At 53.9% G+C, this 25786-nt stretch carries 29 protein-coding genes and 1 tRNA gene; 17 read left to right on the plus strand and 13 right to left on the minus strand.

The annotated features are described in order from the left end of the window. Positions 1–5: 5 nt before the first annotated feature. Complete coding sequence (gene dapF / locus RHI63_RS08965) at positions 6–866, minus strand: diaminopimelate epimerase (protein WP_310744476.1); 861 nt, start codon at positions 864–866, stop codon at positions 6–8. 29 nt (positions 867–895) lie between these two features. Between dapF and RHI63_RS08970 the strand changes: the two genes are divergently transcribed. After that, a complete protein-coding gene (locus tag RHI63_RS08970) occupies positions 896–1114 on the plus strand; it encodes an Hfq-related RNA-binding protein (RefSeq protein ID WP_206199875.1) in 219 nt (72 codons plus the stop codon). Here the strand turns inward: RHI63_RS08970 and larC are convergent. Next, positions 1106–2305, minus strand: coding sequence for a nickel pincer cofactor biosynthesis protein LarC (larC, locus tag RHI63_RS08975; RefSeq protein WP_310742928.1), 1200 nt, complete (start codon positions 2303–2305; stop codon positions 1106–1108). The genes RHI63_RS08970 and larC overlap by 9 nt on opposite strands. A 72-nt stretch (positions 2306–2377) precedes the next feature. After that, complete coding sequence (locus RHI63_RS08980) at positions 2378–2758, minus strand: MGMT family protein (protein ID WP_149818723.1); 381 nt, start codon at positions 2756–2758, stop codon at positions 2378–2380. Positions 2759–3090: 332 nt separating this feature from the next. Between RHI63_RS08980 and RHI63_RS08985 the strand changes: the two genes are divergently transcribed. From RHI63_RS08985 to RHI63_RS09025, 9 genes are all read left to right on the plus strand, one after another. Further along, positions 3091–3828, plus strand: coding sequence for a V4R domain-containing protein (locus RHI63_RS08985; protein ID WP_206199877.1), 738 nt, complete (start codon positions 3091–3093; stop codon positions 3826–3828). Next, complete coding sequence (locus tag RHI63_RS08990) at positions 3809–4384, plus strand: hypothetical protein (protein WP_310744478.1); 576 nt, start codon at positions 3809–3811, stop codon at positions 4382–4384. Before RHI63_RS08985 ends, RHI63_RS08990 begins: the two co-directional genes overlap by 20 nt. 9 nt (positions 4385–4393) lie before the next feature. Continuing rightward, positions 4394–4879, plus strand: a complete 486-nt coding sequence (locus RHI63_RS08995; RefSeq protein ID WP_206199879.1) for a phycobilisome protein — start codon at positions 4394–4396, stop codon at positions 4877–4879. Positions 4880–4935: 56 nt separating this feature from the next. Continuing rightward, positions 4936–5607: a V4R domain-containing protein gene (locus RHI63_RS09000; protein ID WP_206199880.1), complete on the plus strand. Its 672-nt coding sequence runs from the start codon at positions 4936–4938 to the stop codon at positions 5605–5607. A 50-nt stretch (positions 5608–5657) separates the two neighbouring features. Then, positions 5658–6140 (plus strand): 2Fe-2S iron-sulfur cluster-binding protein, encoded by a 483-nt coding sequence (locus RHI63_RS09005; RefSeq protein ID WP_206199881.1) that lies wholly within the window; start codon positions 5658–5660, stop codon positions 6138–6140. A gap of 38 nt (positions 6141–6178) precedes the next feature. Further along, the gene (locus RHI63_RS09010) at positions 6179–6979 is read left to right on the plus strand and encodes a tetratricopeptide repeat protein (RefSeq protein WP_206199882.1); all 801 of its coding nucleotides are present in this window, start codon (positions 6179–6181) and stop codon (positions 6977–6979) included. A gap of 94 nt (positions 6980–7073) precedes the next feature. After that, positions 7074–8861: a serine/threonine-protein kinase gene (locus RHI63_RS09015; RefSeq protein ID WP_310821503.1), complete on the plus strand. Its 1788-nt coding sequence runs from the start codon at positions 7074–7076 to the stop codon at positions 8859–8861. A gap of 43 nt (positions 8862–8904) precedes the next feature. Further along, positions 8905–9873, plus strand: coding sequence for a metal-binding protein (locus tag RHI63_RS09020; protein ID WP_225901545.1), 969 nt, complete (start codon positions 8905–8907; stop codon positions 9871–9873). Then, positions 9870–10406: a hypothetical protein gene (locus tag RHI63_RS09025; protein ID WP_206199884.1), complete on the plus strand. Its 537-nt coding sequence runs from the start codon at positions 9870–9872 to the stop codon at positions 10404–10406. The genes RHI63_RS09020 and RHI63_RS09025 overlap by 4 nt, the downstream gene beginning before the upstream one ends. A 40-nt stretch (positions 10407–10446) precedes the next feature. On the opposite strand, the gene cobT is transcribed toward RHI63_RS09025, so the two are convergent. The 4 genes from cobT to RHI63_RS09045 all read right to left on the minus strand — a co-directional run bounded on the left by cobT (position 10447) and on the right by RHI63_RS09045 (position 13439). Further along, positions 10447–11535 carry a nicotinate mononucleotide-dependent phosphoribosyltransferase CobT gene (cobT, locus tag RHI63_RS09030; protein ID WP_206199885.1) on the minus strand — a complete coding sequence of 363 codons (1089 nt, stop codon included), beginning with the start codon at positions 11533–11535 and terminating at the stop codon, positions 10447–10449. Next, positions 11532–12302, minus strand: a complete 771-nt coding sequence (pgeF, locus tag RHI63_RS09035; RefSeq protein ID WP_206199886.1) for a peptidoglycan editing factor PgeF — start codon at positions 12300–12302, stop codon at positions 11532–11534. The genes cobT and pgeF overlap by 4 nt, the downstream gene beginning before the upstream one ends. A 44-nt stretch (positions 12303–12346) precedes the next feature. After that, complete coding sequence (locus RHI63_RS09040; protein WP_206199887.1) at positions 12347–12640, minus strand: nucleotidyltransferase family protein; 294 nt, start codon at positions 12638–12640, stop codon at positions 12347–12349. An 85-nt stretch (positions 12641–12725) separates the two neighbouring features. Next, positions 12726–13439: a phycocyanobilin:ferredoxin oxidoreductase gene (locus RHI63_RS09045; protein ID WP_310744481.1), complete on the minus strand. Its 714-nt coding sequence runs from the start codon at positions 13437–13439 to the stop codon at positions 12726–12728. Between the two features lie 87 nt (positions 13440–13526). Between RHI63_RS09045 and shc the strand changes: the two genes are divergently transcribed. Continuing rightward, positions 13527–15455 (plus strand): squalene--hopene cyclase, encoded by a 1929-nt coding sequence (shc, locus tag RHI63_RS09050; protein WP_310821504.1) that lies wholly within the window; start codon positions 13527–13529, stop codon positions 15453–15455. A 6-nt stretch (positions 15456–15461) separates the two neighbouring features. Here shc and RHI63_RS09055 read toward each other — a convergent pair whose 3' ends face one another. Then, positions 15462–16301: a M48 family metallopeptidase gene (locus RHI63_RS09055; protein WP_302678110.1), complete on the minus strand. Its 840-nt coding sequence runs from the start codon at positions 16299–16301 to the stop codon at positions 15462–15464. Positions 16302–16389: 88 nt separating this feature from the next. Beyond that, the gene (locus RHI63_RS09060; protein WP_206199891.1) at positions 16390–17379 is read right to left on the minus strand and encodes a cysteine synthase A; all 990 of its coding nucleotides are present in this window, start codon (positions 17377–17379) and stop codon (positions 16390–16392) included. Between the two features lie 137 nt (positions 17380–17516). Here RHI63_RS09060 and RHI63_RS09065 point away from each other — a divergent pair. Then, positions 17517–17603: transfer RNA gene (locus RHI63_RS09065), tRNA-Ser, on the plus strand. 113 nt (positions 17604–17716) lie between these two features. On the opposite strand, the gene RHI63_RS09070 is transcribed toward RHI63_RS09065, so the two are convergent. Together RHI63_RS09070 and pyrR are read right to left on the minus strand one after the other, a co-directional pair. After that, on the minus strand, positions 17717–18511 hold the full coding sequence (locus RHI63_RS09070) for a site-specific DNA-methyltransferase (RefSeq protein WP_206199892.1): 795 nt from the start codon (positions 18509–18511) through the stop codon (positions 17717–17719). Positions 18512–18526: 15 nt separating this feature from the next. Further along, the gene (gene pyrR, locus RHI63_RS09075) at positions 18527–19069 is read right to left on the minus strand and encodes a bifunctional pyr operon transcriptional regulator/uracil phosphoribosyltransferase PyrR (protein ID WP_206199893.1); all 543 of its coding nucleotides are present in this window, start codon (positions 19067–19069) and stop codon (positions 18527–18529) included. 360 nt (positions 19070–19429) lie between these two features. Between pyrR and uvrB the strand changes: the two genes are divergently transcribed. From uvrB to ispF, 3 genes are all read left to right on the plus strand, one after another. Continuing rightward, a complete protein-coding gene (gene uvrB / locus RHI63_RS09080; protein ID WP_310744482.1) occupies positions 19430–21439 on the plus strand; it encodes an excinuclease ABC subunit UvrB in 2010 nt (669 codons plus the stop codon). A 158-nt stretch (positions 21440–21597) separates the two neighbouring features. Beyond that, on the plus strand, positions 21598–22107 hold the full coding sequence (gene apcB, locus RHI63_RS09085; RefSeq protein WP_149818761.1) for an allophycocyanin subunit beta: 510 nt from the start codon (positions 21598–21600) through the stop codon (positions 22105–22107). 80 nt (positions 22108–22187) lie between these two features. Continuing rightward, positions 22188–22670 carry a 2-C-methyl-D-erythritol 2,4-cyclodiphosphate synthase gene (gene ispF / locus RHI63_RS09090; protein WP_149818762.1) on the plus strand — a complete coding sequence of 161 codons (483 nt, stop codon included), beginning with the start codon at positions 22188–22190 and terminating at the stop codon, positions 22668–22670. A 9-nt stretch (positions 22671–22679) separates the two neighbouring features. Here ispF and RHI63_RS09095 read toward each other — a convergent pair whose 3' ends face one another. Next, positions 22680–23426 carry a pentapeptide repeat-containing protein gene (locus RHI63_RS09095; RefSeq protein WP_206199895.1) on the minus strand — a complete coding sequence of 249 codons (747 nt, stop codon included), beginning with the start codon at positions 23424–23426 and terminating at the stop codon, positions 22680–22682. 95 nt (positions 23427–23521) lie between these two features. Between RHI63_RS09095 and RHI63_RS09100 the strand changes: the two genes are divergently transcribed. Beyond that, the gene (locus tag RHI63_RS09100) at positions 23522–24478 is read left to right on the plus strand and encodes a LysR family transcriptional regulator (RefSeq protein ID WP_190278237.1); all 957 of its coding nucleotides are present in this window, start codon (positions 23522–23524) and stop codon (positions 24476–24478) included. Position 24479: 1 nt separating this feature from the next. After that, on the plus strand, positions 24480–25124 hold the full coding sequence (locus tag RHI63_RS09105) for a dienelactone hydrolase family protein (RefSeq protein ID WP_310821505.1): 645 nt from the start codon (positions 24480–24482) through the stop codon (positions 25122–25124). On the opposite strand, the gene RHI63_RS09110 is transcribed toward RHI63_RS09105, so the two are convergent. Continuing rightward, entirely contained in the window at positions 25111–25761 is a 651-nt protein-coding gene (locus RHI63_RS09110) for a diacylglycerol/polyprenol kinase family protein (protein WP_190278238.1), read from the minus strand. The genes RHI63_RS09105 and RHI63_RS09110 overlap by 14 nt on opposite strands. Positions 25762–25786 lie beyond the last annotated feature (25 nt).

Here is a 25786-nt window from a genome sequence, read left to right on the forward strand (position 1 = left end):
CTCACCTAAGGCAAGGTACCGCTAAAGACTGCGAGGGCAGGCCCGGTCATATACAAATGTTGGCTAGGCAAATCCCAGCGAATATGGAGATCTCCCCCCGGCAGTTCAACCATGGCTTGGGCTTGATCGCCCACAGGACTCAGGCGATGGGTCAAGACGGCAGCGACGAGAGTGGCACAGGCTCCCGTTCCACAGGCAAGGGTCATGCCCGCTCCCCGTTCCCAGACGCGCATCCGCAGGCGATCGCTCCCTAGGACTTGGACAAACTCAGTATTGGTACGCTGGGGAAAAACGGGGTGATGTTCAAACTGTGGGCCAAGGGTTGCCAGATCAACCGCAGCGACATCCTCGACAAACGTGACACAGTGGGGATTTCCCATACTCACACACGTCACCAACCACGGGCGATCGCCCACCATTAGGGGCACATCAATCACCTTTTGATCTGCGGCTGCCAAGGTGGTGGGAATCTGCTGCGCCAAGAGTTGGGGTTTGCCCATATCCACCGTTACCTGACCATCCGCTTGTACCTCTGGCACAATGAGACCGGCAAGGGTGTCAATGCGGTAGCGCACGATTTCGCCGGCGGAGCGACCCTCAAGGGCAAAAATAAACTTGGCCAAACAGCGAATGCCATTACCGCACATTTCGGCCACTGAGCCATCGGCATTGTACATCCGCATGCGGTAGTCGGTATCCCCCGTGCCTGTCAGCAAAAAAATGACGCCATCGGCGCCCACGCCAAAGTGGCGATCGCACCAGTGTTGCGCTTGTTCTGGGGTTAAGAGCAGCTCTTCCTGATGGCGGTTGTCAATGAGGAGGAAGTCGTTTCCTAACCCTTGATACTTCTGAAAAGATAGGCTCATAAAATTGAAAAGGTATGAGAGGGAAATCCATGACCGACGAATTCAATACGGCACTGCCCAGCATTCACCAGTTGCAGACCTTCATTAAAGATAGCACCGAGGTTGAAGTCAAGCTCAGCACCAGTGATCTCGTGGTTGGTAAGGTGCGCTGGCAGGACGCCAATTGCCTGTGCGTTGTCGATCACTACGATCAACCCACCATTATTTGGAAACAGGCCATTGTCTTTATTAAACCCAAGCTAGCCTAGGAGCCACAGTGGCAGCGCCACAGCCAAGGCCTCTTGATAGACCACCTGCCAAGGTTGCTGATGCTGACGGGCAAGGGCGGCACAGTCTTCGTATTCGGGCTGGACATTGAGCCGCTGTCCTTGGTGTTCGGCTACTTTCACCCGTACTTCACCAAATGATGTTGTGATGGTTTTGATTTGGCGTTCAAGGATATAGCGCTCCTGTACCTGCCGCCGCAGCCCCAGCGTCGTTGTTTCGCGAAAGAGGGTCTGGACACAGGCGGCCTCTGCACTGGGGGGACACAACACCGTGAGCAACACCCCCAAGCGTGACTTTTTCATCGTAATGGGTTGGTAAAAGACCTCAATCGCACCAGCAGCATAAAGTTGTTCAAGAGTATAGCTGAGGGCTTGGGGTGTCATGTCATCCAGTTGGGTTTGCAGTTCGACAATGGTTTTTGCCGTAGTTGTTTCTGCTGAGTTCGACAGGGTTCCCAACCAGAGACGCAAGAGATTCGGTAGGGGCAACTCTTGACTCCCAGCGCCTAAGCCCACCCGTTTCAATGTCATCGCTGGCGGTGCCCCAAAGCCCTCACTCAGGGCACAAACCAAGGCAGCTCCCGTAGGCGTGACCAGTTCTTTTGCAATGCCATTGCTATAGAGGGGCACTTGGTAGGTTTGGCACAGTTGTAAGACCGCAGGAACAGGGACTGGTAGTTGACCATGGGCCGCTTTGACCGTTCCGCCCCCAGTGGGTAGCGCCGAGCAGTAAATGTGACTAACATCGAGGTAATCCAACCCCAAGCAGGTGCCGACAATATCCACGAGGGCATCTACCGCTCCCACTTCATGGAAATGTACTTTTTCTGGCTCAATGCCATGCACGGCGCCCTCAGCAATGGCCAAGGCTTCAAAAACCTTGAGGCTCCAGTCACGGGCGCGATCGCTGAGGTGGGCGGCACGGATTTGCTCTGCAATGTCTGGCCAATGGCGATGGTGATGGGAGTGGCGATCGCGCAGATGCACCTGTGCTTTTAATCCCCGCTGTCCCTTGCGCTGCACCGTTTCTGTGGTCAACTCAAACGCATCGGCAATCCCGAGCTTGGCCAGTTGGCTTTGCAGATAGTCGAGGGGAACCCCCAGATCAAGGAGGGCACCCAGACACATATCCCCTGCCACCCCAGCAGGGCAGTCAAAATAGGCAACCGTCATAGCAAACTCACAGGTGCAGCGGCACTAAGGACTATGATACCGGGTTTATAGTGAGCGAAACTGCAAGGAGACTTACCCTACCGCTGAGGTTTCTGTGGCGATCAACAGCTCATCAACTATAACCGACGGTTGCCACTGGTAGCGCCTCAAGTTAATGCGATCGCCCGCCTCAAAAATAATCCCCTCTGCCTCTAGGCGCCAGCGCTGTAACTCATCCGTCCCTTGGCGTTGGGGCGCGTAGGAGATTTTGCCTTGGGCATTAACCACCCGATGCCATGGAATGTCAGAATTCGGTGCCACTTGATAAAGGGCATAGCCCACATAGCGTGCATGACGCGGCCAACCACACAGGGCGGCAATTTGGCCATAGGTGGCCACACGTCCTACGGGGATTTGCTTCACTAACCAATAAATTTTTTGTTGAAACGTCAGTGCCTGCGTGTCTGTCTTCATAAGATTTCACATTTTAAGGCACATTCAACTCCTCTAAATCCGTATTCCTACGGAGGAAAGCATCAAAATGAACCCCCTAGATTAAACATTAAGGGTGGTAACAGGATTACTAAATTCAATTAAGAACACCTGCCCCCGAAAAGATAGATCGGTCATGATTTAAGCAGCAGCAATGCTGAGGCAGGGGAGGGTGGAATTCGTTGTTTTGTGTTGAACCATGATGTGTTTCTCATCGAATTGCTTTTTGCTGAATGATGGCTTCTATGCTTTTTTGACTTGAGTTCCCAATTCTCTTTGTCGATATTCTTGACGCTATTTGATGGAGTCACCCTATGACCATGACCAGTTCCCGACCCCAAGCCGCCACTGGCGATCGCTATGGTGTTAACCATCTCCTGCGCAAAAAATACCCGAAACGCCACCATCACTATGCCTTTTGGGACTTCTTTGAATTCGATAGCGATCGCGGTACCTACACCGATTGGAACAATGCCCGCAACCTCCTCGTCACCGAAGACTTCGTCATTGGCCTCATTGAAGGCCTTGAAGAGGAAGTTGGCCCTGCCTCCAGCGTCGTCATGTACAAAATTGGTGAAGAATGGGGACGCCGCGATGCCGAGTTCTTTGCCAAATGGTTCCCGACCGAATATGGCTATGAGCAGGGGATCAAGCAAATGCGGCTTCCCTATGTCCTCGAAGCTTGGTGGTGGCCCTACACAACCCAAGGCTGGGGTAACTGGGAAGTGGATCTCAGTGAGCAAAAACACGGCTTCATGTTTATCAACATCTTTGATTCGGTTGTGGCGCGTACCTTGGGGGATGTTGGCCGACCCGTGTGCCACCTCTACGCAGGCCTCTTTGCCGGTTTCTTTAGCGGCCTGATTCAAAAAGAACTCAGTTGTATTGAAATCCAGTGCTACGCTATGGGAGAAACCTACTGCAAGTTCCTGCTCGGCAAGCAAGATCGCATTGATGCCGCTGCCTTCTGGCAAAACGAAGGAGCCTCCGCCAAAGATATTGAAAAACGGCTCCGCAGTGGAGAACTGGTCTATGAAAAACCGAAACGGTAATTGGCAACAGCAAGCCGTTGCTGAATTCTTTGAGGAACTGAACTGGCTGGGCTTGGTGCGCCAGCAGCCGATCGCAGAAACCTTGGTTCTCAACTGGCAATCCCTGAAAGTAGGAGAATTTTGGCAGCGGGTCAATTGGCTGGGGCTTGAGGTCAAAGGGGCGATCGCTCCCACGAGTCCCACAGAATGGCCCAGCTACCGCGTCAAGGACTTCTTTGGTCACATGAACTGGGAAGGGATTGAGGTCATCTTGCCTGCGATCTCACCCCCCCTAGAGGAGGAAATGGCGGCTCCCCCCGTTGCTGCCCCTACCCTCCCTTGGGCTGCATGGTCGGTAGAAACCTTCTTCCGCCAACTCAACTGGGAAGGCCGTCCGGATCAAGCCATCTCCCTCGAGCCAAGTCTGTGCCTCTGGCGCCTGTCGGTCAAAGACTTCTGTGCCAGTATTCCTTGGGCAGGCCAACCCGTGATTGCCCAAGTGAGGAAAGTGGAACCCCCGCCCCCTGCCCCCATGGAACCCGAAGTCACCCTCTCAGACTTATCAAACCTGTTTTAGGAGATCCCTATGCACACGGAGTTAATGAATCTCTACTACAAAGCCGAAGAAAACTACCTCAGCAATGTGGACATCAAAGTCTTCCGCCACCACATCGAGTCTCTGCAACAGCGGTTGAGTACCTATGAATTTCTGCGGGATCATGAAATTGAAATCTTCCAGCCTGTAGCCGACACTCTGCAAAAGAAATACCCCACCGAAAATCCCCAAACCCTTGAGCAAGTGTTGCGTCAAGCGATCGCCCTACTGCGCTATGCCGCCATGGCCATGCTCCTGAATAACCCCGAGTTTTTGCAGCATCGGCTCCTCGAGTGGCTCACGAAAGTGGTCAACGCCCACCAAACCCAAACTCTATGGAGCAGTTGCCACGAGCTTCTCAGTGCCCGCCTCAAGGAAATGCTCACCGAGGCTGAGCAGGACTTGATTTTGCCGCTGTTGGATCACGCCCAAGCGACCCTTGTGGGTCTGCCAGCGGTGGTCTCTGTCCACGCCTAGGTTAGGGTTGGAAGTCTGCTGAAAGTGCTTGTTATGCCTACGAATGAGGATGCCCTATGATCTCCGTTGCTGATTTGGTCAAAGACCCCATCATCCTCGGCAATTACTACGCTGCCGATGCTTATGTACAGGGGGATTTTGAAACAGGTCTGATTGAAAACCGCAAAGGTGCCCGTCTGATTGCCCTACCCGATATTTTGCTCCAAGCCATCTATGCCGGCCTCGATCAGGAAGTGGGACAGGCCAGTGGGGTGGTTCTCTTTAACTGTGGTCGCTGGTGGGGCAAGAACTTTTATCGCCGATTTGTCGAGGAGGTCAGCGAGTACTATCGCCGTCCCCTTGCGGAAATGGAAATGGTGGAGTTTCTCCAGTGTCTCAAGGAATGCTGGAAGACCCACGGTTGGGGCACGATTGATCTCGATGTGAGCTTCTACCAGCAGGGCTTTTTGGTGGTGAAAACGTGGGACTCCCCCTTTGCGGCGGCGGCTCCCAAAAATACGGGTCAGCCCCAATGCGCTGCCGAGGCGGGGATTTTAGAGTCCTTCTTTAGCCAATTGACCGGTCGCGATCTCCACTGTGTGCAAACTGCCTGTGAAACCCTAGGGGCAACCAATAACCTCTTTGTCTTGGGCTTGCGGGAGCGGGTCGAACCGGCTAAGGCTTGGCTGCAAGAGGGACAGGATCATGACACGATTATGGAGCGGCTATGTCGCACTCAAGCCGCTTGAGTATGATCCTAAAGTAACTCTCGATGCGTCATTAAAAGGAGAAAAGAGCAGTGGCCAAAGTTGTCAAACTTGAACCCATCTCGCGGGAAACCACGATTAATACCAATGACAATTTGCTGTCTGCTCTATTGGACTCTGAACTCCACGTGCTCAAGGAGTGTGGCGGGCGCGGGATGTGTGCCACCTGCCATGTCTATATCAAAGAGGGGATGGAGAGCCTCTCCCCGATCAGTAAGCGTGAGCAACGCACCCTTGAAGTGATTACAACGGCAAATGCCACCTCTCGCTTGGCCTGTCAGGCACGGGTACTGGGGCCGGGGGTAGTGGTGGAGCTACCCTCAGGGATGTATGTCAGCGCGGTTGAAGATATTGAGTCTTTGATTGGGCGGCGGGCTGAGCAGGATATTTTGCACCCCCTCGATGGCCGCGTCTTGGTGGAAGCGGGCAAGCTCATTACCCGCACGATGATTACCCAGCTGAAAGATACCCAAGTGCAGGTGGGGCAATATCTCGCCAATACGTCGGATGCCTAACCAACCACTTCATTTTCATCCTCAGGGAGGCACCATTTATGGAAGACCGTAGTTTGAATTCCCATGACACGCCATCGGGCAGGGGGCTAGCACCCCTAGAATGGGGCGCAACAGGGCTAACGGTTGTGTTGTCGGTGGCGGCGGCTGCGACCCAACAGGCCATTTTGACAGCGATCGCTCCTTTGCCCCTCTCATTGGCGGTGGGCTTAAACTTAGTGAGCCGTAAAAAATTGGATGCCCAGTTCCAAGCCTTTGTGCAGCAACAGGAGGCCAAAATTGCTGAATTGGTGGCGTCCCAAGGGCAGCAGCAGTCAGAGGTCGGCGGCCTTACCTTGGCCCTGAGTCAGGTATGCGATCGCCTTGAGGATGTGCAGAAACAGGTCATGCAACTCAACCAAGGGGCACGGGATCTCCACGACTACACCCGCATTCTTGACACCGAGCAAAAACAAATTGAGGAAGTGCTGGATTGCTTGCGGGAAATCGAGAAAAATACCCAAGTGATCCAAGTGGATCCCAGCCATGCCAAGGCCTACTACAATCGCGGTCTGACCCATCAGCGTCTAGGGGATGCCGAAGCAGCAATTCTCGATTACACAGAAGCGATTCGAATTAACGATAGCTATGCCAAGGCCTATCACAATCGCGGTGTAGCGCGCTCAACTTTGGGCGATCGCAAGGGAGCAGTAGAGGATTTGCGCACAGCGGCGAAGCTCTTCTTTGAACAAGGGGACATTAGCAGTTATCAGCGGGCACGGGATCTGGCCAAGCGTATCCATGAAGTGGGGAGTATTGAACAGGACAATAAAGAGGTACCCTTAGAAATCCTCTTCTCCTAGGGGACAATTCATTTTGCTGCTGACCCTGCATTGACAGGGGCAAAATTGCGAATCATTCTGAGAAATGTTTTTCGTTGATGGTTGAGGCTCCTTGTTGGCCACGGCTCGTGCTGCCCAAACCTCCCGTTACCGGCTGGTGGATCTAGCCGGTCAAGGCCAGTACGGACAAGTTTATCTGGCGGTCAATCGCGAGTCGGGTGAACTGGTGGCAATTAAGGTGCTCAGCGAGCGGCAATTGCTGACCCGTGGCTTTTTGCGGGAGTTGAATTTTCTCCTGACGCTTCAGCATCCCCATGTGGTGGGTTGTCAGGCGATTGACTATATTCGCGTGCACCATAGCTCCCAAGTAAGCCGCAGTTTGGTAATGGATTATTGTGCCGGGGGGACCTTGCGATCGCTCCTAGAGCAAGAACAGGCCTTACCCCTGACCACCGCTTTGCGCCTTACGCTGGATGTGCTGGCAGCTTTGACCTATGCCCATCATCGCGGCATTCTCCACTGCGATCTCAAACCGGAAAATATCCTGCTGGAGGTGACTGCTACGGGCTGGCAGGCAAAGGTGTCCGATTTTGGTGTCGCACGCCTCATTGAGGATGTCAAGGGCAGCGGTCAAACGGGATCTCCTGCCTATATGGCGCCGGAGCGTTTCTATGGTCAGACGATGCCCGCTTCGGATCTCTATGCAGTGGGGATTCTCATGTACGAGATGATCGTTGGCGATCGCCCCTTCCACGGCACACCTGCTGAACTCATGACTGCCCACCTTAGCCGTCCCTATACCCTTCCTGAAGGCTTGCCCTTTCTGGTGCGGAGCACTATTACTAAAGCGTTGGATAAATTACCGCAGCGCCGCTATAAAAGTGCAGCGGAAATGACGATGGCGGTGCAATTAGCCCTAGAGGTGATCGCGGCAGAGCGTCATGAGCAGCTGTTGTTGTTCTCTAGGTCACCGGCGGCGGTTTGGCTGGGGGAACCCCAAGGCTATTCTTTAGCGATACCGCCCCAACAGGTTGCTAGTACGGCCACAAGGTTCTATGGGGTGGTGGGCGATCGCCTGTGGGCCTGGCAAGCCAAGGAATCTCACCCTGAAGTGATTGGCCAATGGCCGCTGCCACCGTTGCCGATTCAACTCTATGGCGGTGAATTGAGGGCTTGGCTGGGCATCCAAGGGCAGCCACCGCAGCTTTTCTGTATCCATGACGGGCTCATTCCCCTAGAGTGTCATCTTCGCTCCACTCTGAACCGATTAGCCATTGACGCCACTGGTTATTGGTGTGCAGAAACGCAGATTGATGATGCAGGAGAATTAACACTTCATGTCCAACTGCTCAATGGTCAAGGACAGCGCACTCTCCGCTGTGGATGGCAGGGACGAGCTTTTGTGGATACACTCCTCCTCAATCGTCGTTATGGCTTGGTCATCAGTCGTTCCCAACATTCCGAGACGGAGCATGCCACCACCCATTTTCAACTCTTTGACCGCCGCGGACACTGGCGGCTATACACCCAACTGCCTGCCCACCTGACATTGTTTACCCCGGCCCATCACCAGCCGTGGCAACTAGCAGCGTTTGAAGATCATCCGCAGCAACCTCTATTGATGCTCCTCCATTTGCGGCCTTGGCGGATTCAACGCTTGGGGCTGCGGTTTCGTCCCCAATTTCTCTGTGCTACGCCCTGGGGCTATGTGGTGGCGGGTCGCCATCGTTTGAACTTAGTGACCCACAGCGGCGAAATTGTCGGCACGGCTGAAAGTGAGCAGGAGATTTGTGGCCTCGGCTTTACGGGCGATCGCCACCTTTGGCTGGTTCGGCAGCATCAGGGCAAGTATATTTTGCAAACGTGGGATATTACGGCCTGGGAAATTGACCTCATCCTCTAGGCCAGCCGCCTATGATAGAAAGAATAGCCGTGGGATATGCCCCATGAAACAGCCCCAGATTCTCAAAATTACCCGCAAAGCGGCCAGTCTGAAACAAAAGCAAAAGCAGCAGTCATCTCCCACCACCCTTGATGTTACAGCGACAACGGTAGCCCCTGAACCCGTCGTTGAGGTAGCAGCGGGCGATCGCGACAGTGCTCAAGGGCGTCAACATTGGTGGAGTGAACGCTGGATTGGTGTGCTAGAGTCCTTTGGCTGGCGCCGACGCCTAGAGCGGGCACGCAATTATGTCCGTGAAGGACGGGTGCTCACCTTGGAATTCAAGGGCAACCAAGTCCATGCCCAAGTTCAAGGCACGGCTCCCGAACCCTATCACGTCAAACTGCATTTGGATGCCTTTAGTGAAGAGCAGTGGCAATATGCCATTGACGGCATGGCACAAAAAGCCTTCTATGCCGCGAAGCTCCTAGCGGGAGAACTGCCCCCCAGTATTGAAGAAGTCTTTACCCAAGCTGGATTGAGTTTATTTCCCTTTACTAAGTTCGACATCCATAGCCGCTGCAATTGCCCTGACCCCGTCAATCCCTGCAAACATATTGGCGCGGTTTATTACTTGCTGGGGCAATACTTCAACGAAGACCCCTTTTTACTCTTTCAGTTGCGGGGCAAAACCAAAGAGGAGATTCTCCAACGCCTGCGCCACTATCGGGCAACGGCGACTACCCCCTCTATGGTGCCCACCCCCCCACCCCTCTATGAGCCACCGAAAACCGATGCTCCCTTTTGCCAATATCGCCAGCCCCTACCCCCAGAGTTAGTGGTGCTTGTCCCCAGTGGTCAACCCCATGCGGTGCTATCCGTGTTACCCCCCTTTCCCCATGAGGTTCCCAGTGAAGTGGCGCAGTTAATGGCCACCCTAGAGCAGATGTACAGCAGTGCCAGTCTTGCGGCCTGTCAGTTGGCGATGGGTGAACCGCTGAGAGGAGATGAAGGAACCGAAAGTGAGCCATGAAACCCAACCAGTATGACGGTCAGGGCGAAAATCTCAAACGTGGTCTCAAAGCAGAGGACACCTTCTTAGAGCTTGCCCGCAAGCAGGGATTCCAAGTTCACCACGCGAGCGAAGCTGCTGATATTCATGAGCACTGGGATTGTTTGTTGATTAAGGGGCATGAGTCCCTGAAAGTGGACATCAAGGCAGTCAAGAAAATTCAACGCCAAGACCCGCAGCCCCAAGATCAATACACTTGGATAGAATTGCAGGGGGTACGTGATCAAGGCTGGTTGTTTGGCGGTCACTCAGACTATATTGCCTTTCAAACGTTGAACTCATTTATTTTGGTGCAGCGCACAGCACTGATAGCGTTTGTGCAAAAGAATGTCGATCTCGCCGTTCAAGTGACCCAACCTACAGAGGCCCTAAAAAAACATCAAGGCAAATATCCTGTGTACCGTCGCTCAGGGCGGAGCGATCGCCTCATCTTAGTCGAAACCGATATTCTAAGACAGCTTCCGGGCAGTATCGAGTGGCTGAATCCCCAGTAACTTCCCCCTTTTCCCCAATGAAAGTCGCTCTCAAAGAAGATCACATCCCTTTAGACCAGCGATCGCCCAACCTGTCAATAATATGCACCATGTCTGAATTGCTCCAGCCCGCCAGCAGATGGGCAGCAATGGCACACCCCCCCGCACCAACCCCTTCCTTGACAAACCCCTGTTCATAGGCACGCAGGGCAGGATGACGGGATGCGCTGAAATCAAGTTGCGTGTAAATGAGTGGACACTGAACACGCTCTGCCAAGCGGTGAATCTGAGCCGTTTGATCTTCAATCAGCCAGCGGGTTGTGCCCACCACGATTTGTGCGGGACACCAAGGAAGCTGACGCCACTGGGCGATCGCTCGCGCAAAGGCATAGACCGCCATCATTTGTGACCCCCCCGCCAGCAACACACCACAGGTTTGACTTGCCCGCAGGGCCATAGCCGCCACCACCACCTGCATTGGATCGCCAATCGCTGCTACACAAGTGAAAGGATCCGCATTAGCAGGGAGATGGGCAAGCCCCTGTTGCACGAGTGACCACTTTTGGGCATGGTTACTCTGGCGATGACTACTGCCTACACAATCGCGAGCGGGGATGCCCAAACTTTCACAGAGGGCAAGGGCAGTGGTTGTGCCGCCCACGACACATTCAGCAATGATCAGCCACGGATATTGGCTGCTGAGCTTGGCTCCCCAAGACCATCCCTGTTCCCAGAGCTGCGCTACAGTTTGGGCTGTCATCGCTTCAGCCGTGGTTAGGCAGCGCGCCGGAGCGCCCCCCAAGTCAATCATCTCGGGCAGACGCGGCAAAGGTAAACCCGCATCAAAGACGTAGAGGGGCAACGCCAAGGCCTCAATGAGGGCACGACTAATTAGAGCAGGGGACGCACCCGCCGTCAGGGGTGGCAGCGGATAGCGGTAGTAGGGTTGAATGCCTCGCAGCAGGAACTCGCCATCCGCTAGGGCTGTGGTTCGGCGATCGCTGGGGGTTTGACCCGCTGCCGAGATTCCGGGAATCAATGCCGTTTCCGTAAAGCCAAGAACACAGACTAGGGCAGGAAAGTCGGGGTGCTGGCAGTGGCGATCGCCCCAAGCGCGGGCAATGGATTCTCCCGTGGCAACGCCAATCATACTAATCGACTAATAATTCCCGACCACTGCACCTGCTTGAGGTGTTCACGGCGATAGGAGAAAAAGCATTCAGCATCGCGAAACGTACAGTGGGGAGACAGGGCAATTTGCTCGTCCCTTAGCCCCAATTGCAGCAATTGCAAGCGATTCACCCGTGCCACATCCACCCGAAGTCGCTCAGGGTCTGGATCAAGAAAGATCATCTCTGGGTCTAAGGCAGCGAGACGCTGGTAAAGATCATCGCGGTCAGTGGTTTCCGTCACCCCCTCAAGAATGGTCTGCGCCAAGGCACGGGCCACATTCAGCCCCACTTGATAGACCTCACCGCGAATCGCAGGCCCCATGGCAATCCGTAAATTGGCAAGATCACTGCCGAATGCTTGCATCTGCTGGAGCGTGGCCCTAGAGATTTGGATCGCTGTCCCCCGCCACCCCGCATGAATCGCCGCAACCCGTCCACTGCCCACATCGGCAATGAGTAGCGGCACACAATCGGCACTACACACCCAGAGGGCTTGATCAGACCCTGTGGCCACAAGGGCATCCGCTGCCAATCGTTCATCACGGGCTAAAACTTCTGCTGCCAAAGCCACGCGATCGCCATGCACCTGTTGGGTTCGTAGCGGTGTTGCTGTCGTGCCTAGGGCTGCGGTGAGGGTGCTGAGGTCTTGTCCTTGCCAATCGCGAGTAAAGAAGCCATGCTGAAACCCCTGCAAAAGATCGCAGGTGAGAAAGCGCCCGAGGTCAGTGGTTTGCCAGTGCCACATTGTCAGATCCAATGACAGCTAAACTATGGCGTTCTCGTAGCTCCCTAGAAGGCACGAATCGCCTCCTTTAATACCTCCTCCCTAAGCGTTGACCGTAAAGATTGGGGTGTGCCCAAATCAACAGAACAGTTTAAGATTTCCTCCAGATATTCTTTTAACTCAATGAAGGTAAATAATCCAACAGGCCTTTCAAACTCTACTAACAAATCAACATCACTTTCAGCGTGAGCTTCATCCCGTGCCACTGAACCAAACAGCTGCAGGGTCTTTACTGCAAATTTTTTAAGGGATTCTCGACGGTTTTCTAAGGTATTGATCACTAACTGACAAGTCACCATTCCAATGTTTCCTTATTCTTTTAATCTGAATCTGACCGATCCACTGGCTGATGCGGTTCATCGGGGAGAGAGTCCTTAAGGGGTTCTAGGCAGCAGGGGGCAAGTCAAAGAGAACGGTGGTCATGTAGCGTTCTGCCCAAGCAGCACCAAAGGCTTTTTCCAGAACCCGGCGGGTTTTATCGTTCTGCTGTTGCTGATGGCAGTACTGCCGTTGCCCGGCCATAACCGCTTCCGGGTGATCCGTGGGCACAGCTTGCTGGCTAAGTTGACAGTGGAGCCTGAGGTACTCGTCAATCCGCTCTAAAAATTGCTGTTCCTCAGTGTCTCCCTGTGGCCGAATAAAAATGCAAAAGGACGAGAAGATATGTCCCCAAGGGGGCAGCTCACGGGGTTGACTAAAGGTGAATTTTGGCAAAGCACTTAAAGCCGATGTATAGGCAGCGGGCAACTCACCCGTCACCGGCGAGAGATCCACAATTGCGGCACTAATTTGCCCTCGGCCACCCACGAGGTCACAGCCAAACATTGGCAGATCGTAGCGCGGCTCTGGAAACATGACACAGTGCAAAATATCGAGACTCTCCCCCACCCGTGCCAGTTCAAGGTGAAGTTTGCGAAAGGGCGGCGCTTGGTAGCAGTGGTTCTCAATCGTTAGCCGCTCCCCTTCCAGTTTGCCCTCGACATAACCGAGATCCTCAGGCAGGGTATAGGGGGCTAAGGGCAAAGTGCTCTGCCAAATCTGCTCAATGCGATCGGCGAGCCGCTGAATTAGGGGATGCTGGTGTTGACGGAGAGACATAGCCTTGATCCTAACCCAAGTCTGTGCCGCTTGCGAGGGAGCGATCGCCCCCGCTAAACTAACCAAGAGTCTAACAGCCGAGGAATCATGCAAACTCAAATTGCCGCTGCCATTGACCCAAAGCAACTCCAACAGGCGATTCGTGCCAGCCAAGACTTTCTCTTTTCACAGCAATATGCCGAGGGCTACTGGTGGGCAGAATTAGAGTCCAATGTGACCATGACCGCAGAGGTGATCCTGCTCCACAAAATCTGGGGCACCGAACAGCGGCTACCCTTGGCCAAAGCGGAACAGTATTTGCGCAACCATCAGCGGGATCACGGCGGTTGGGAGCTATTTTATGGCGATGGCGGCGATCTCAGCACCAGTGTTGAGGCTTACATGGGACTGCGACTGTTGGGCGTGCCCGCCGATGATCCTGCCTTGGTGAAGGCACGGCAATTTATCCTTGCCCGCGGTGGCATTAGCAAAACTCGCATCTTTACCAAACTGCACCTTGCCCTCATTGGCTGCTACGACTGGCGTGGGATTCCCTCCCTCCCCCCTTGGATCATGCTCCTGCCGGAGGGTAGTCCCTTCACTATTTATGAGATGTCTAGTTGGGCACGCAGCAGCACCGTGCCGCTGTTGATTGTCATGGATCGCAAGCCCGTTTATGCCATGGATCCGCCCATTACCCTCGATGAACTCTATGCCGAAGGGCGGGCAAATGTGATCTGGGAACTGCCCCGCCAAGGCGACTGGAGTGATGTCTTTATTGGTCTCGATCGCGTTTTCAAGCTCTTTGAAACCCTGAACATTAATCCCCTCAGAGAACAGGCGCTAAAGGCTGCCGAAGAATGGGTGCTCGAGCGTCAAGAAGCTAGTGGCGACTGGGGCGGCATTATTCCGGCGATGCTCAACTCCCTATTGGCATTGCGTGCCCTTGACTATGCTGTGGATGACCCCATGGTGCAGCGGGGGATGGCAGCAGTGGATCGCTTTGCGATTGAAACCGAGACCGAGTATCGCGTCCAGCCCTGTGTCTCCCCAGTTTGGGATACTGCCTTGGTCATGCGCGCCATGGTGGATTCAGGCGTCGCCCCCGATCATCCCGCTCTGGTCAAAGCTGGCGAATGGCTGCTGTCCAAGCAAATCCTTGACTATGGGGACTGGCACGTAAAAAACAAAAAAGGTCAGCCGGGGGGATGGGCCTTTGAATTTGAGAATCGCTTCTACCCCGATGTGGATGATACAGCGGTGGTGGTGATGGCGCTTTATGCTGTGACCTTGCCTGATGAAAACCTCAAACGGCGAGCCATTGAGCGGGCAGTCGCTTGGATTGCCTCAATGCAGTGTCGGCCGGGGGGCTGGGCAGCCTTTGATGTGGACAATGACCAAGATTGGCTCAATGCCATTCCCTACGGCGATCTCAAGGCAATGATTGACCCGAATACTGCTGATGTCACGGCACGGGTGCTGGAGATGGTGGGGCGGTGTCAGTTGGCCTTTGACAGTGGTGCCCTCGATCGCGCCCTTGCTTACTTGCGCAATGAGCAGGAACCGGCAGGCTGTTGGTTTGGCCGCTGGGGGGTGAACTACCTCTATGGCACGAGTGGGGTGTTGGCAGCCCTCTCCCTTGTTGCCCCTCGCTACGATCGCTGGCGCATTCGCCGTGCCGCTGAGTGGTTGGTGCAGTGTCAAAATGCCGATGGTGGTTGGGGTGAAACCTGCTGGAGCTACAACGACCCTTCTCTCAAGGGCAAAGGCGATAGCACCGCTTCCCAAACTGCTTGGGCCATTATTGGCCTTTTGGCCGCTGGCGATGCCACAGGAGACTACGCCACAGCAGCCATTGAAAAGGGGATTGCCTACCTGCTGCAGACCCAGCGCGCCGATGGCACATGGCACGAGGATTACTTCACTGGCACGGGCTTTCCCTGCCACTTTTACTTGAAGTACCACTACTACCAGCAGCACTTTCCGCTGACGGCCTTGGGGCGCTATGCTCGCTGGCGCAATCTGTTGGCTAGTTAGGTGAGATTAGAAGGAGCGCAGTTGTTGTTGATAGACCACCGGATCGGTGCCACACAGGGGTTGGGGGGCAACCACACAGTCATTGCTCAAACCAGAGCGAATTAAGTTTTCAGCAAGCAACTGGCGATCGCGCGGCGCAGGGTGGGTACTCAAAATCGTTGGCGGTGCCCCTCCCTCCCGTTGCAATTTCTGCAGAAATGTCACCATCGCCCGTGGATCATAGTTGCTGCGAGCCAATAGCCCCAAACCATAGCGATCGGCCTCTAGTTCCTGCTCACGACTGCGAGGACGTCGAAAGGCAAGTTCCATGGCCATTTGTAGCCCGCGATCGCGATCCAAGCCCGCAGCCGTCATTAAGCCTTGGGCGATCGCCATTTGTTGCAGTTGACGAATCACATGGCGCTGATCAATGTGGCCAATTTCGTGGGCAATGACGCTGGCTAGTTCCGCCTCGTTTTCCGCCCGCAGCATTAGCCCTGTAGTGACATAGACAAAGCCCCCCATTGTGGCATAGGCATTCACTTGGCGGTCTTGGATGATGTGAAACTGGTAGGGCACACCTCGACGTTCGCCGACATTAACCAAGCGGTCACCAATGCTATGCACATAGTTTTGCGCAGCGGGATTGCGAACAAGGCGCATCCCTTGCCGCAGCATCTGCTCATGGATCTGTTGCCCCAAGGCCACCTCTTGGCGGGGCGAGATATTCGATAGTTGGATGACCTGAATCCCCTGCAACAGTAACCGCTGCCAGAGATTTTGAGCCTGTGCAGCCACAGGATGGAGAGCGATCGCCACCCCACAGACCAAGCTGGCAAAGAGGAGAAACCAACGTTGTTTTTTCACGGCTAATATTTCGCGTAAAGTCCACACCCACGCCTAGCGGCTACTTGCCCCCTTCTGACCCCTCTATTTTAGACATTGTTCCCAAGGCTTAACGTTTTTTAATCTCTGGCACCCGTAGCCCTTTACTGGCCAGCCACTCTGGATTAAAGAGCCGCGATTGATAGCGGGAACCCCCATCGCACAACACAGTAACAATTGTGTGACCGGGTCCGAGTTCCTTGGCGAGGCGTACCGCTGCCCCCACATTAATCCCGACGGAGCCACCCATAAAGAGGCCATCGTAGTGCAGCAGTTGATAAATGATCTCAAGGCACTCTTGATCCTCAATTTGAATCGCATCATCAATGGGAGCGCCTGCTAAGTTGGCGGTAATGCGGCTATTGCCAATGCCTTCGGTAATGGAACTGCCACTGCTACTGAGGGTGCCCGTTTTCGCATAGCTATAGATGGCACTGCCCATGGGATCAGCAATCACAGTGCGAATCGCGGGATTTTTTTCCTTGAGGTACATCGCCACACCTGCATAGGTGCCTCCCGTGCCAGTAGCTGCTACCCACGCATCAATGCGGCCATCGGTCTGCTGCCAAATTTCAGGGCCAGTGGTTTCGTAGTGGGCTTGGCGATTGGCCAAGTTATCGAACTGGTTTGCCCAGATGGCATTCTCCATCTCAGCAGCAATCCGCCCGGAGAGCTTCACATAGTTATTGGGGTCTTTGTAGGGCACAGCGGGAACGGGGCGCACCTCGGCACCTAGGGTACGCAACAGATCAATTTTTTCTTGAGATTGGGTATTGGGAATCACAATCAGGCACTTGTAGCCTTTGGCATTACAAATGTGGGCTAGGCCAATGCCCGTATTGCCTGCTGTGCCTTCGACCACCGTACCACCAGGTTTGAGAAGGCCCTTTTTTTCAGCATCTTCAATAATGTAGAGGGCAGCCCGATCCTTAACAGAGCCACCGGGGTTGAGGAACTCTGCCTTACCGAGAATTTCACAGCCTGTGAGGTCACTAAAGTAGTTGAGGCGAATCAGCGGCGTCTGCCCGACGGTGCCGACAAAACCCTGTTTAATATCCATGCCGTCGTTGTTTTAAGTTAACTGAATACTTTTATCGTAAAGGGGTTTGCCGCCAGAATTGCCTTGAGGGGGAGCGTGACGGAGTCAATCGCGAAGTGTGCCTTTGGCATTCACCTTTGCTATGATTGGAGATCCTTGGAGAGGTGGCAGAGTGGTTGAATGCGCTTGACTCGAAATCAAGTTTAGGGTAACACCTAACGGGGGTTCGAATCCCCCCCTCTCCGTTGATGTCCCCGATAGTTTAGAAAAACGGGTACCTCGCTTTAGCTAGCGATAGATGTAGTGGCACGACTGACCTAGAAGCTTGGCTAATAGAACCTGTCAAGCTCGAAAAGTCCTATAAATTGATCACATCAAAAAGTGTAATCTCATTCAGGAGTCTCTCCTTTGCCAGTTCTGCATATCGAGGATCAATTTCAACGCCGACGCCTTTTCGTTTGTTGGCAAAAGCTTCCACCAGTGTTGTGCCGCTGCCACAAAAGGGATCGAAGACGATATCGCCCGGAAAACTAAAGAGCTTGATACATCGTCTCGGCAGTTCCCTTGGAAACGGTGCAGGGTGACCAATCTTTTTTTTGCTTTCGCCGCTGAATGTCCATAGCCCGTTTGTCCATTCCATAAATTCTTCCCGAGTAATATCGGCCTTTTCATCGGACTTGCGCCGCCACTCCTCTTTGTACAACACCACAATTAACTCCACAGGCGCAATCACATAGGGTGCTGAGGGCGACATCCACGATCCCCAAGCCGTCCGCCGCGAAATATTACCCTCATTCCAGACAATGGTGGACTGATATTTCCAGCCAACCTCTTGAGCCAAAACCGTCAAATCCGCGCCAACACTGCGCTGTCCCCCTTTGTTTTTATCGAGGGGAATGTTAAGGCAAAACCGCCCGCCCGTTTTTGTCCAGTGAAAACAGTTGGACAGCCAAGCGCGACTAAATTCTAGATAATCGCTGTAGGGGACATCATCTTTGACTGAGCGATATTCAAGACCCACATTGTAGGGCGGGGAAGTCACAATCAGGTCAATAAAAGGCTCAGTAAATAAATCAGCATCAAGGCTATTGGCATTGAATAGCCATGTATCTTTCATTTGAAAGAAGGCTTCTTTTTTTGAGATGAATGGCATTGAGTTTTCCCAAGATTAAGAGGGTTTCCATAGCTCTACCCCATCCCGCTGATCAATCCCCTGCAAGAGTACCTTGACCACTTCATCGCGAGCCGTGGGCAGTACTTTACCCGTAAAGTCGGGGTGAATCGGCAATTCGCGGTGCCCGCGATCGATGAGTACCAATAACCAAATGGCACCGGGGCGACCGTAATCATGGACGGCATTGAGGGCAGAGCGAATCGTGCGGCCACTAAAAATCACATCATCCACCAAGACCACAATCCGCCCAGAGAGATCCACGGGAATCAGGGTCTGACGCGGTGTGCGTGGGCCAATGCGATCCAAGTCATCGCGATAAAATGTAATATCCAACTCACCAATGGGGAGGTTCACTCCTTCCAGTTGTTCAACTTGTTGCCCCAACAGCTTGGCAAGGGGAACCCCACGGGTATGAATCCCCAACAACACTAATTTGTCGAGGGCATCGCGAGCCTTCTCCACCACTTGGGAGGCTAAGCGCGTGACAGTGCGCCGTAGATCATCGGCACTGAGAATTTCAACGACTTCACCAGCCATAGCCGTCACGGTAGGGAATTCACAGATTTTAGCGAAATTCCCGCAAAAAGAGACCCTACGCCAAGCGGGTAGGGCCAAAGACGCAGTTAGGAGGTATCTTGCTTCCCTACGATACTGCCGATATTTTGGGGGAGCGAAAGCTTTTACCAATTCTTTAGATTTGGCGCAATTAACTGTTACAATACACGAGAAACTGTTATTTAGAATACCAAATCTTAGGGCTGCTTTCTCAAATGGGCGAGGACGTGGTTTTGACCGTTTCAAGCGCCTTCAATCCTTCTGAACAAGATTTTGGGTGGCTCGCTCCTCCGTTGCTCGACTACCCTAAAAGCTAGGTAAGAATTCGTTAGAAATTGGGCAATGACCAGCACTCCCTTTCGTATTCACGCTCCCTTTGAACCGACGGGAGATCAACCCCAAGCCATTCAAAAACTGGTTGCAGGGGTACAGGCGGGATATCGCTTCCAAACATTGCTGGGGGCAACGGGCACCGGCAAAACCCACACGATCGCCCGCGTGATCGAGGCCCTTGGCCGCCCGACCCTTGTGCTGGCCCACAACAAAACCCTTGCAGCGCAACTGTGCAATGAACTGCGCTCATTCTTTCCAGAAAATGCCGTCGAGTACTTTATCTCCTACTACGACTACTATCAGCCTGAGGCCTACATTCCCGTTACCGATACCTACATCGAAAAAAGTGCCTCTATCAATGAAGAAATTGATATGTTGCGACACTCGGCCACCCGCTCCCTCTTTGAACGGCGGGATGTAATTGTCGTTGCCTCCATTAGCTGCATCTACGGCTTGGGTATTCCAGCAGAGTACCTCAAAGCGGCGATTTCCTTGGAGGTGGGCAGTGAAACGGATCTGCGACAACTGCTGCGGCAACTGGCCACCATTCAATACACGCGCAACGATGTCGAACTGGGGCGGGGGCGCTTCCGTGTCAAGGGAGATGTTTTAGAAATCGGCCCAGCCTATGAGGATCGCATCATTCGGGTTGAGTTTTTTGGGGATGACATTGAAGCGATTCGCTATGTCGATCCCCTGACGGGGGAAACATTGCAGAGTGTCGAACGCCTGAATATCTATCCCGCGAAGCACTTTGTCACCCCTGCCGAACGCCTGGAAGCGGCTTGTGCTGCCATTGAAGCGGAACTGCAAGCCCAAGTGGCTTACTTGGAAGCCCAAAATAAACTCCTTGAAGCACAGCGCCTGAGTCAACGTACCCGCTATGACTTGGAAATGCTGCGACAGGTGGGCTATTGCAACGGTGTGGAAAACTACTCACGCCATCTCGCCGGCCGGGCAGCGGGGGAACCGCCGGAGTGTTTGATTGATTATTTTCCTGACGACTGGCTGTTGGTGGTGGATGAGTCCCATGTAACAGTGCCGCAAATTCGCGGGATGTTTAATGGTGACCAAGCCCGCAAAAAAGTGCTGATTGATCACGGCTTTCGGCTGCCCAGTGCGGCGGATAATCGCCCCCTGAAGGCGGAGGAATTTTGGCAAAAGGTGAAGCAATGTATTTTTGTCTCGGCAACCCCCGGCGATTGGGAATTGGCGGTGTCTGAAGGGCAAGTTGTCGAGCAAATTATTCGGCCGACGGGGGTCGTGGATCCAGAAATTTTTGTCCGTCCCACCCAAGGACAGGTGGATGATCTCTATGGGGAGATTCGCCTGCGGTGCGATCGCCAAGAGCGGGTACTGGTGACTACTCTCACGAAACGCATGGCCGAGGATCTCACGGAATACTTCCAAGAACGGGGGGTACGAGTGCGCTATTTGCACTCAGAAATCAATGCCATTGAGCGCATTGAGATTCTTGAAGCCCTGCGCCAAGGGGACTTTGATGTGTTGATTGGTGTCAACCTGTTGCGGGAGGGACTGGATTTACCTGAAGTGTCCTTGGTGGCCATCCTTGATGCAGATAAAGAGGGCTTCCTGCGGGCGGAGCGATCGCTGATTCAAACCATTGGCCGTGCTGCCCGGCACGTCCGTGGACAGGCGATTCTCTATGCCGACACCCTCACCGACAGTATGCAAAAAGCCATCCAAGAAACAGAGCGCCGCCGCGCCATTCAACTGGCCTACAACCAAGCCCACGGCATCACCCCTCAACCCATTGTCAAGAAAACCAGCAATGCCATCTTGGCCTTTTTGGATGTGTCTCGCCGCCTCAATGCCGAGTCGGTGCCTGTCTTATCTTCCCAAGCCTTACAGGAACTGAGCCTAGAGGATATCCCCCAACTGATCCAAGACCTTGAGGCGAAAATGAAGGCGGCTGCCCAAGAATTGGCCTTTGAGGAGGCTGCCCGCTACCGCGATCAAATTAAGCGTTTGCGCGATCGCCTCGTGGGGTACCGCTAGAATTATGAACTTTTGTAATAGTTCGCAACAGTCCGTAAACGGGAGCGAAGGGGGAGAAACCCTACCGTGATAAGCTAAGTACGATTTTAGATCCGCGCAATTTCGGCTGGCGTTCGGGTTGACGCTAGTTTTACCAGTTCTAGGAGTAAGAAAAACCTATGCGTGATGCCGTCACCACACTGATTAAAAACTATGACTCCACCGGTCGCTACCTCGATCGCGATGCTGTTGACAGTTTGCGCTCCTACTTTAATTCCGGTGCGGTACGGGTTAAAGCGGCAGCAGTGATCAATGGCGATGCCGCAGCCATTGTGAAGGAAGCGGGTTCTGCCCTCTTCACAGAGCAGCCGGAACTGATTCAACCCGGCGGCAATGCCTACACCACACGCCGCTATGCCACCTGCCTGCGGGATATGGACTACTACCTGCGCTATGCCACCTACGCCATTGTGGCCGGGGATGTGGATGTCCTCAATGAGCGCGTCCTCGAAGGTCTGCGGGAAACCTACAACTCCCTAGGGGTACCCATTGGACCAACGGTGCGCGGCATTCAAATCATGAAGGAGATTGTGCGCGATCGCGTGGCAGCGGCGGGCATCGAGGACACGAGTATTGTCGAACAACCCTTTGACTACATGTGTCGGCAACTGAGTGAAGTGAATATCTAGGTTGGCCAAGGTAGAAGACTCTGCAACAATAGAGGGCGGTGGCATTGGCGATCGCCCCTTTGTTGTCCTGTGCAGCAAGTATGAAAATTCGCATTGGTAATGGCTACGACATCCATCAATTGGTGCCCGAGCGGCCTTTGATTTTAGGCGGTATCAAACTAGAACACACCTTGGGACTCTTGGGACACAGTGATGCCGATGTCCTCACCCACGCAATTATGGACGCCCTTTTGGGAGCCCTCAGCCTTGGCGATATTGGCCATTACTTTCCCCCCAGTGATCCGCAGTGGGCAGGGGCAGATAGCCAAGTCTTGCTGGCGAAAGTAGCGGCACTGATTGCAGAACGGGGTTGGCAAGTGGGCAACATTGATGCCGTAGTGGTGGCAGAGCGTCCGAAGCTGAAACCCTACCTCGACCAGATGCGCGATCGCCTTGCAACCACCCTAGGGATTGATCGCGACCAGATTAGTATCAAAGCCACCACCAATGAAAAACTGGGGCCAGTGGGGCGTGAAGAGGGCATTGCCGCCTATGCCGTGGCGCTGCTCCAGTCAGAAGCTTAAGATGAACTACTAGCGAACATACAGGCTGTAGTGAAAATCCGTTTGCTCGCACTGGCTTTGCTGAAGATTGGCATGGCGAAAATTGGCCCAGCGACAGATGGCATGACTGAGGTTGGCGCGCACAAAAAGGGCATGGGAAAAATAGCCCCGCGTCAGTCCCGCATAGGCTAAATTGGCCGCATAGAAGTTGCAGCGGTAAGCCTGAACCCCCTCAAGACAAGCCTGCACCAGTTGCGCAAACCGCAGCGTAGCTTCATTGAGACTGGCTGCCATCAGCAGCGCAAAGGAAAAATCACTGGCAGCGGCGCGGGCATGGCTGAGATCTGCTTGACACCAATTGCTGTGGCGACAATCCGCCTGTTCAAGAGTGACCCAAGAGAAATCGGCATAGGTCAACCGAGCGTACTGCAAGTTGGCCAGTTGAAAATTTGCCCGCTGGGCAGTGGCGCGATCGCCCACCACTTTTAAGAACAACGCCCCTCGGCAATCGGCATCATCGAGGTTCGCCGCTGTCAGATCCGCCTCATAGAGGTTAGCAAAGCGCAAATCCCCGTGGGCAAGGTTCACCTCTCGCAGACAGGCACGGCTGAGATTGCAGCCCCGCAGGTCATAGCCCCGCAGATCCATGCCCGTAAGATTCATTTCACTCAAATCTACAGTAAGCTGAGGATAAGCTCGCCGCCATTCGTTCCAGAGGTCTTTTCCCCCCCGCAGGCGATCGCTCATTACCTGATTTAAGTGCCCTTTGATCATCATTCTTGCCTTGAGATTCTTCACATTTCGTTATCGTGGCGCGAAATTTGATAGAATTTCGTCTATGTAGCCCTATCGCTGACGAAAGGAGAATGGGTTTGAAACAAGCAACCCTACATCAGCTTAAGGTTTTTGAGGTCACTGCTCGCCACGGAAGTTTTACCCGCGCTGCCGAGGAACTCTTTCTGACGCAGCCCACCGTTTCGATTCAAATGAAGCAGTTGACCCGTGCCGTTGGTATGCCCCTCTTTGAGCAAGTGGGCAAGCGGCTCTATCTCACAGAAGCCGGCAAGGAACTGCTGGCCACCTGCCAAGACATCTTTGAGCGCCTTGAGCGGTTTGAAATGGCCGTTGCCAATCTCAAGGGGCTCAAGCAGGGACACTTGCGGCTGTGTGTCATTACCACGGCCAAATATGTGATTCCGCGGCTGCTGGGGCCATTTTGCCAGCGCTATCCGGGGATTGATGTCGCCCTGACGGTTACCAACCATGAACAGGTGGTAGAGCGCATTCGAGGCAATATGGACGATCTCTATATTCCCAGTTGCCCACCGGAGAATGTGGATGTGGAGTGCCACCGCTTTTTGGATAATCCCTTAGTGGTGGTTGCCCCCAGTCACCATCGCCTCAGTGGCCGCAGTAAAATCCCGATCCAAGAACTGGCGGGAGAACCCTTTATTATGCGGGAGCAGGGATCGGGCACCCGCCAAGCGGTGGAGAAGCTCTTTGCGGAGCACGGTGTGCCGATCAATATCCGCCTTGAGCTGGGAAGTAACGAGTCCATTAAGCAGGCGATCGCCGGCGGCCTAGGGATTTCTGTCCTGTCTCACCACTGCTTAGCCCTTGATCGCGAGTCCAGCCAGTTGACGATTCTCGATGTCGAACATTTCCCGATTCAGCGGCACTGGCATTTGGTCTATCCTGCGGGCAAACAACTGTCGGTCGTGGCTCAGGCCTTCTTTGACTATGTGTCCACCGAGGGTCGGGAAATGATTGAATCGAGCCTCACCTATCCCAGTGTGGCGGCGCCGGCCAAGGAACTCAACCCCGTCTAGCATGACAACCCTCCAATTTCTCACCTTTCCCGATCCGCCGATCGCGGCAGATCACAGCCTTCTATTGCTCCACGGCTGGGGTGCCAATGCCGCAGATCTGATTTCCCTTGGATCGTTGCTGGCTCCCCAAGCCCAAACCTATGCAGCGGAAGCCCCCTTTCCCCATCCTTACGTCCCCCAAGGGCGGATGTGGTATGACCTGAATCAGCACGATGTCCTCAGTGGTTCATTACTGCTCGATGAGCGGGCAATGGATCTAGCCACCAGTGAAGCGGCACTGCAGGAGTGGATTGCCAGCTTGCCCATTGATCTCAGCCGCACAATTTTAGGGGGGTTTTCCCAAGGGGGAGCACTGACATTGGCTGTGGGGTTAACGTTGCCCTTGGCGGGATTATTGGTCTTTAGTGGCTATTTGGTGCGCCCGCCAGTGGTGACAGCTGCCTCGCCACCCGTGTTGATGATTCATGGCACAGTGGATCCTGTGGTGCCCTTTGCCAGTGCCCAAGCCAGTTGGCAAGCCCTGCAAGCCGCAGGAGTGAAGGGAGCGTTTCATGCCCTACCCATGGCTCATGAAATTAATGGAGACGCGATCGCCATCGCCCGCCAGTTTATTGAGAAGACCCTGCCTAACATCAACTCAAATTGAGTAACCCATAGGCAAGCAAAGCGCTACCGATCGGAACTGTGAGATTATCAACCCCTCGCCAAGCAATCAGTTCCAAAAGGGTCGCACCCAGACCTACTAAGGGGGCAATCCAGAGCAACTCTAAGGCCGCAATGGGGGTGAGGGATAGAGCCGCCACCACGGTACTCACACAGAACATGGTCAGGGTTCCTTCCCAGCTTTTACTGGTTCGCGGCAGGGGATGGCGTCCCCAGTTAATCCCCACAAGGGCAGCCAAGCCATCTCCCCAAGCCATCACTAAAATTCCCAGAACCGCCAGTTCCGGCAGCGTGTTCCAAAAGAGCGCCATTAATGTGCCAATACTCACCGCATAAAAAAAGGTGCCCCAGCTTTGGCGCCCCACGCCACTAATACTGGGAAAAATCGGTATGCGGTAAGAAAGCAGTGTGACGACGCCAGCGATCGCTGCGGCCACAATTCCCCAACTCGTGGGTACCCCCAAGGCATAGGCAATGAGAATCACTTGACCGGCACCAATGTGAACCACTTTCCGTGACCATTCCTTGGCATTGGGAAACCAAGCGTGAATCAGTTCTGCGGTTAACAGCACCAAGCCCAGCCAACTGGTGACCAAAATTCCTGCCCAGAACATTGTCATTGCTATCCTCAGATGGCCGTGGCTC

It is taken from the genome of Thermosynechococcus sp. GLH187 (assembly GCF_031583395.1).
Lineage (GTDB): Bacteria > Cyanobacteriota > Cyanobacteriia > Thermosynechococcales > Thermosynechococcaceae > Thermosynechococcus.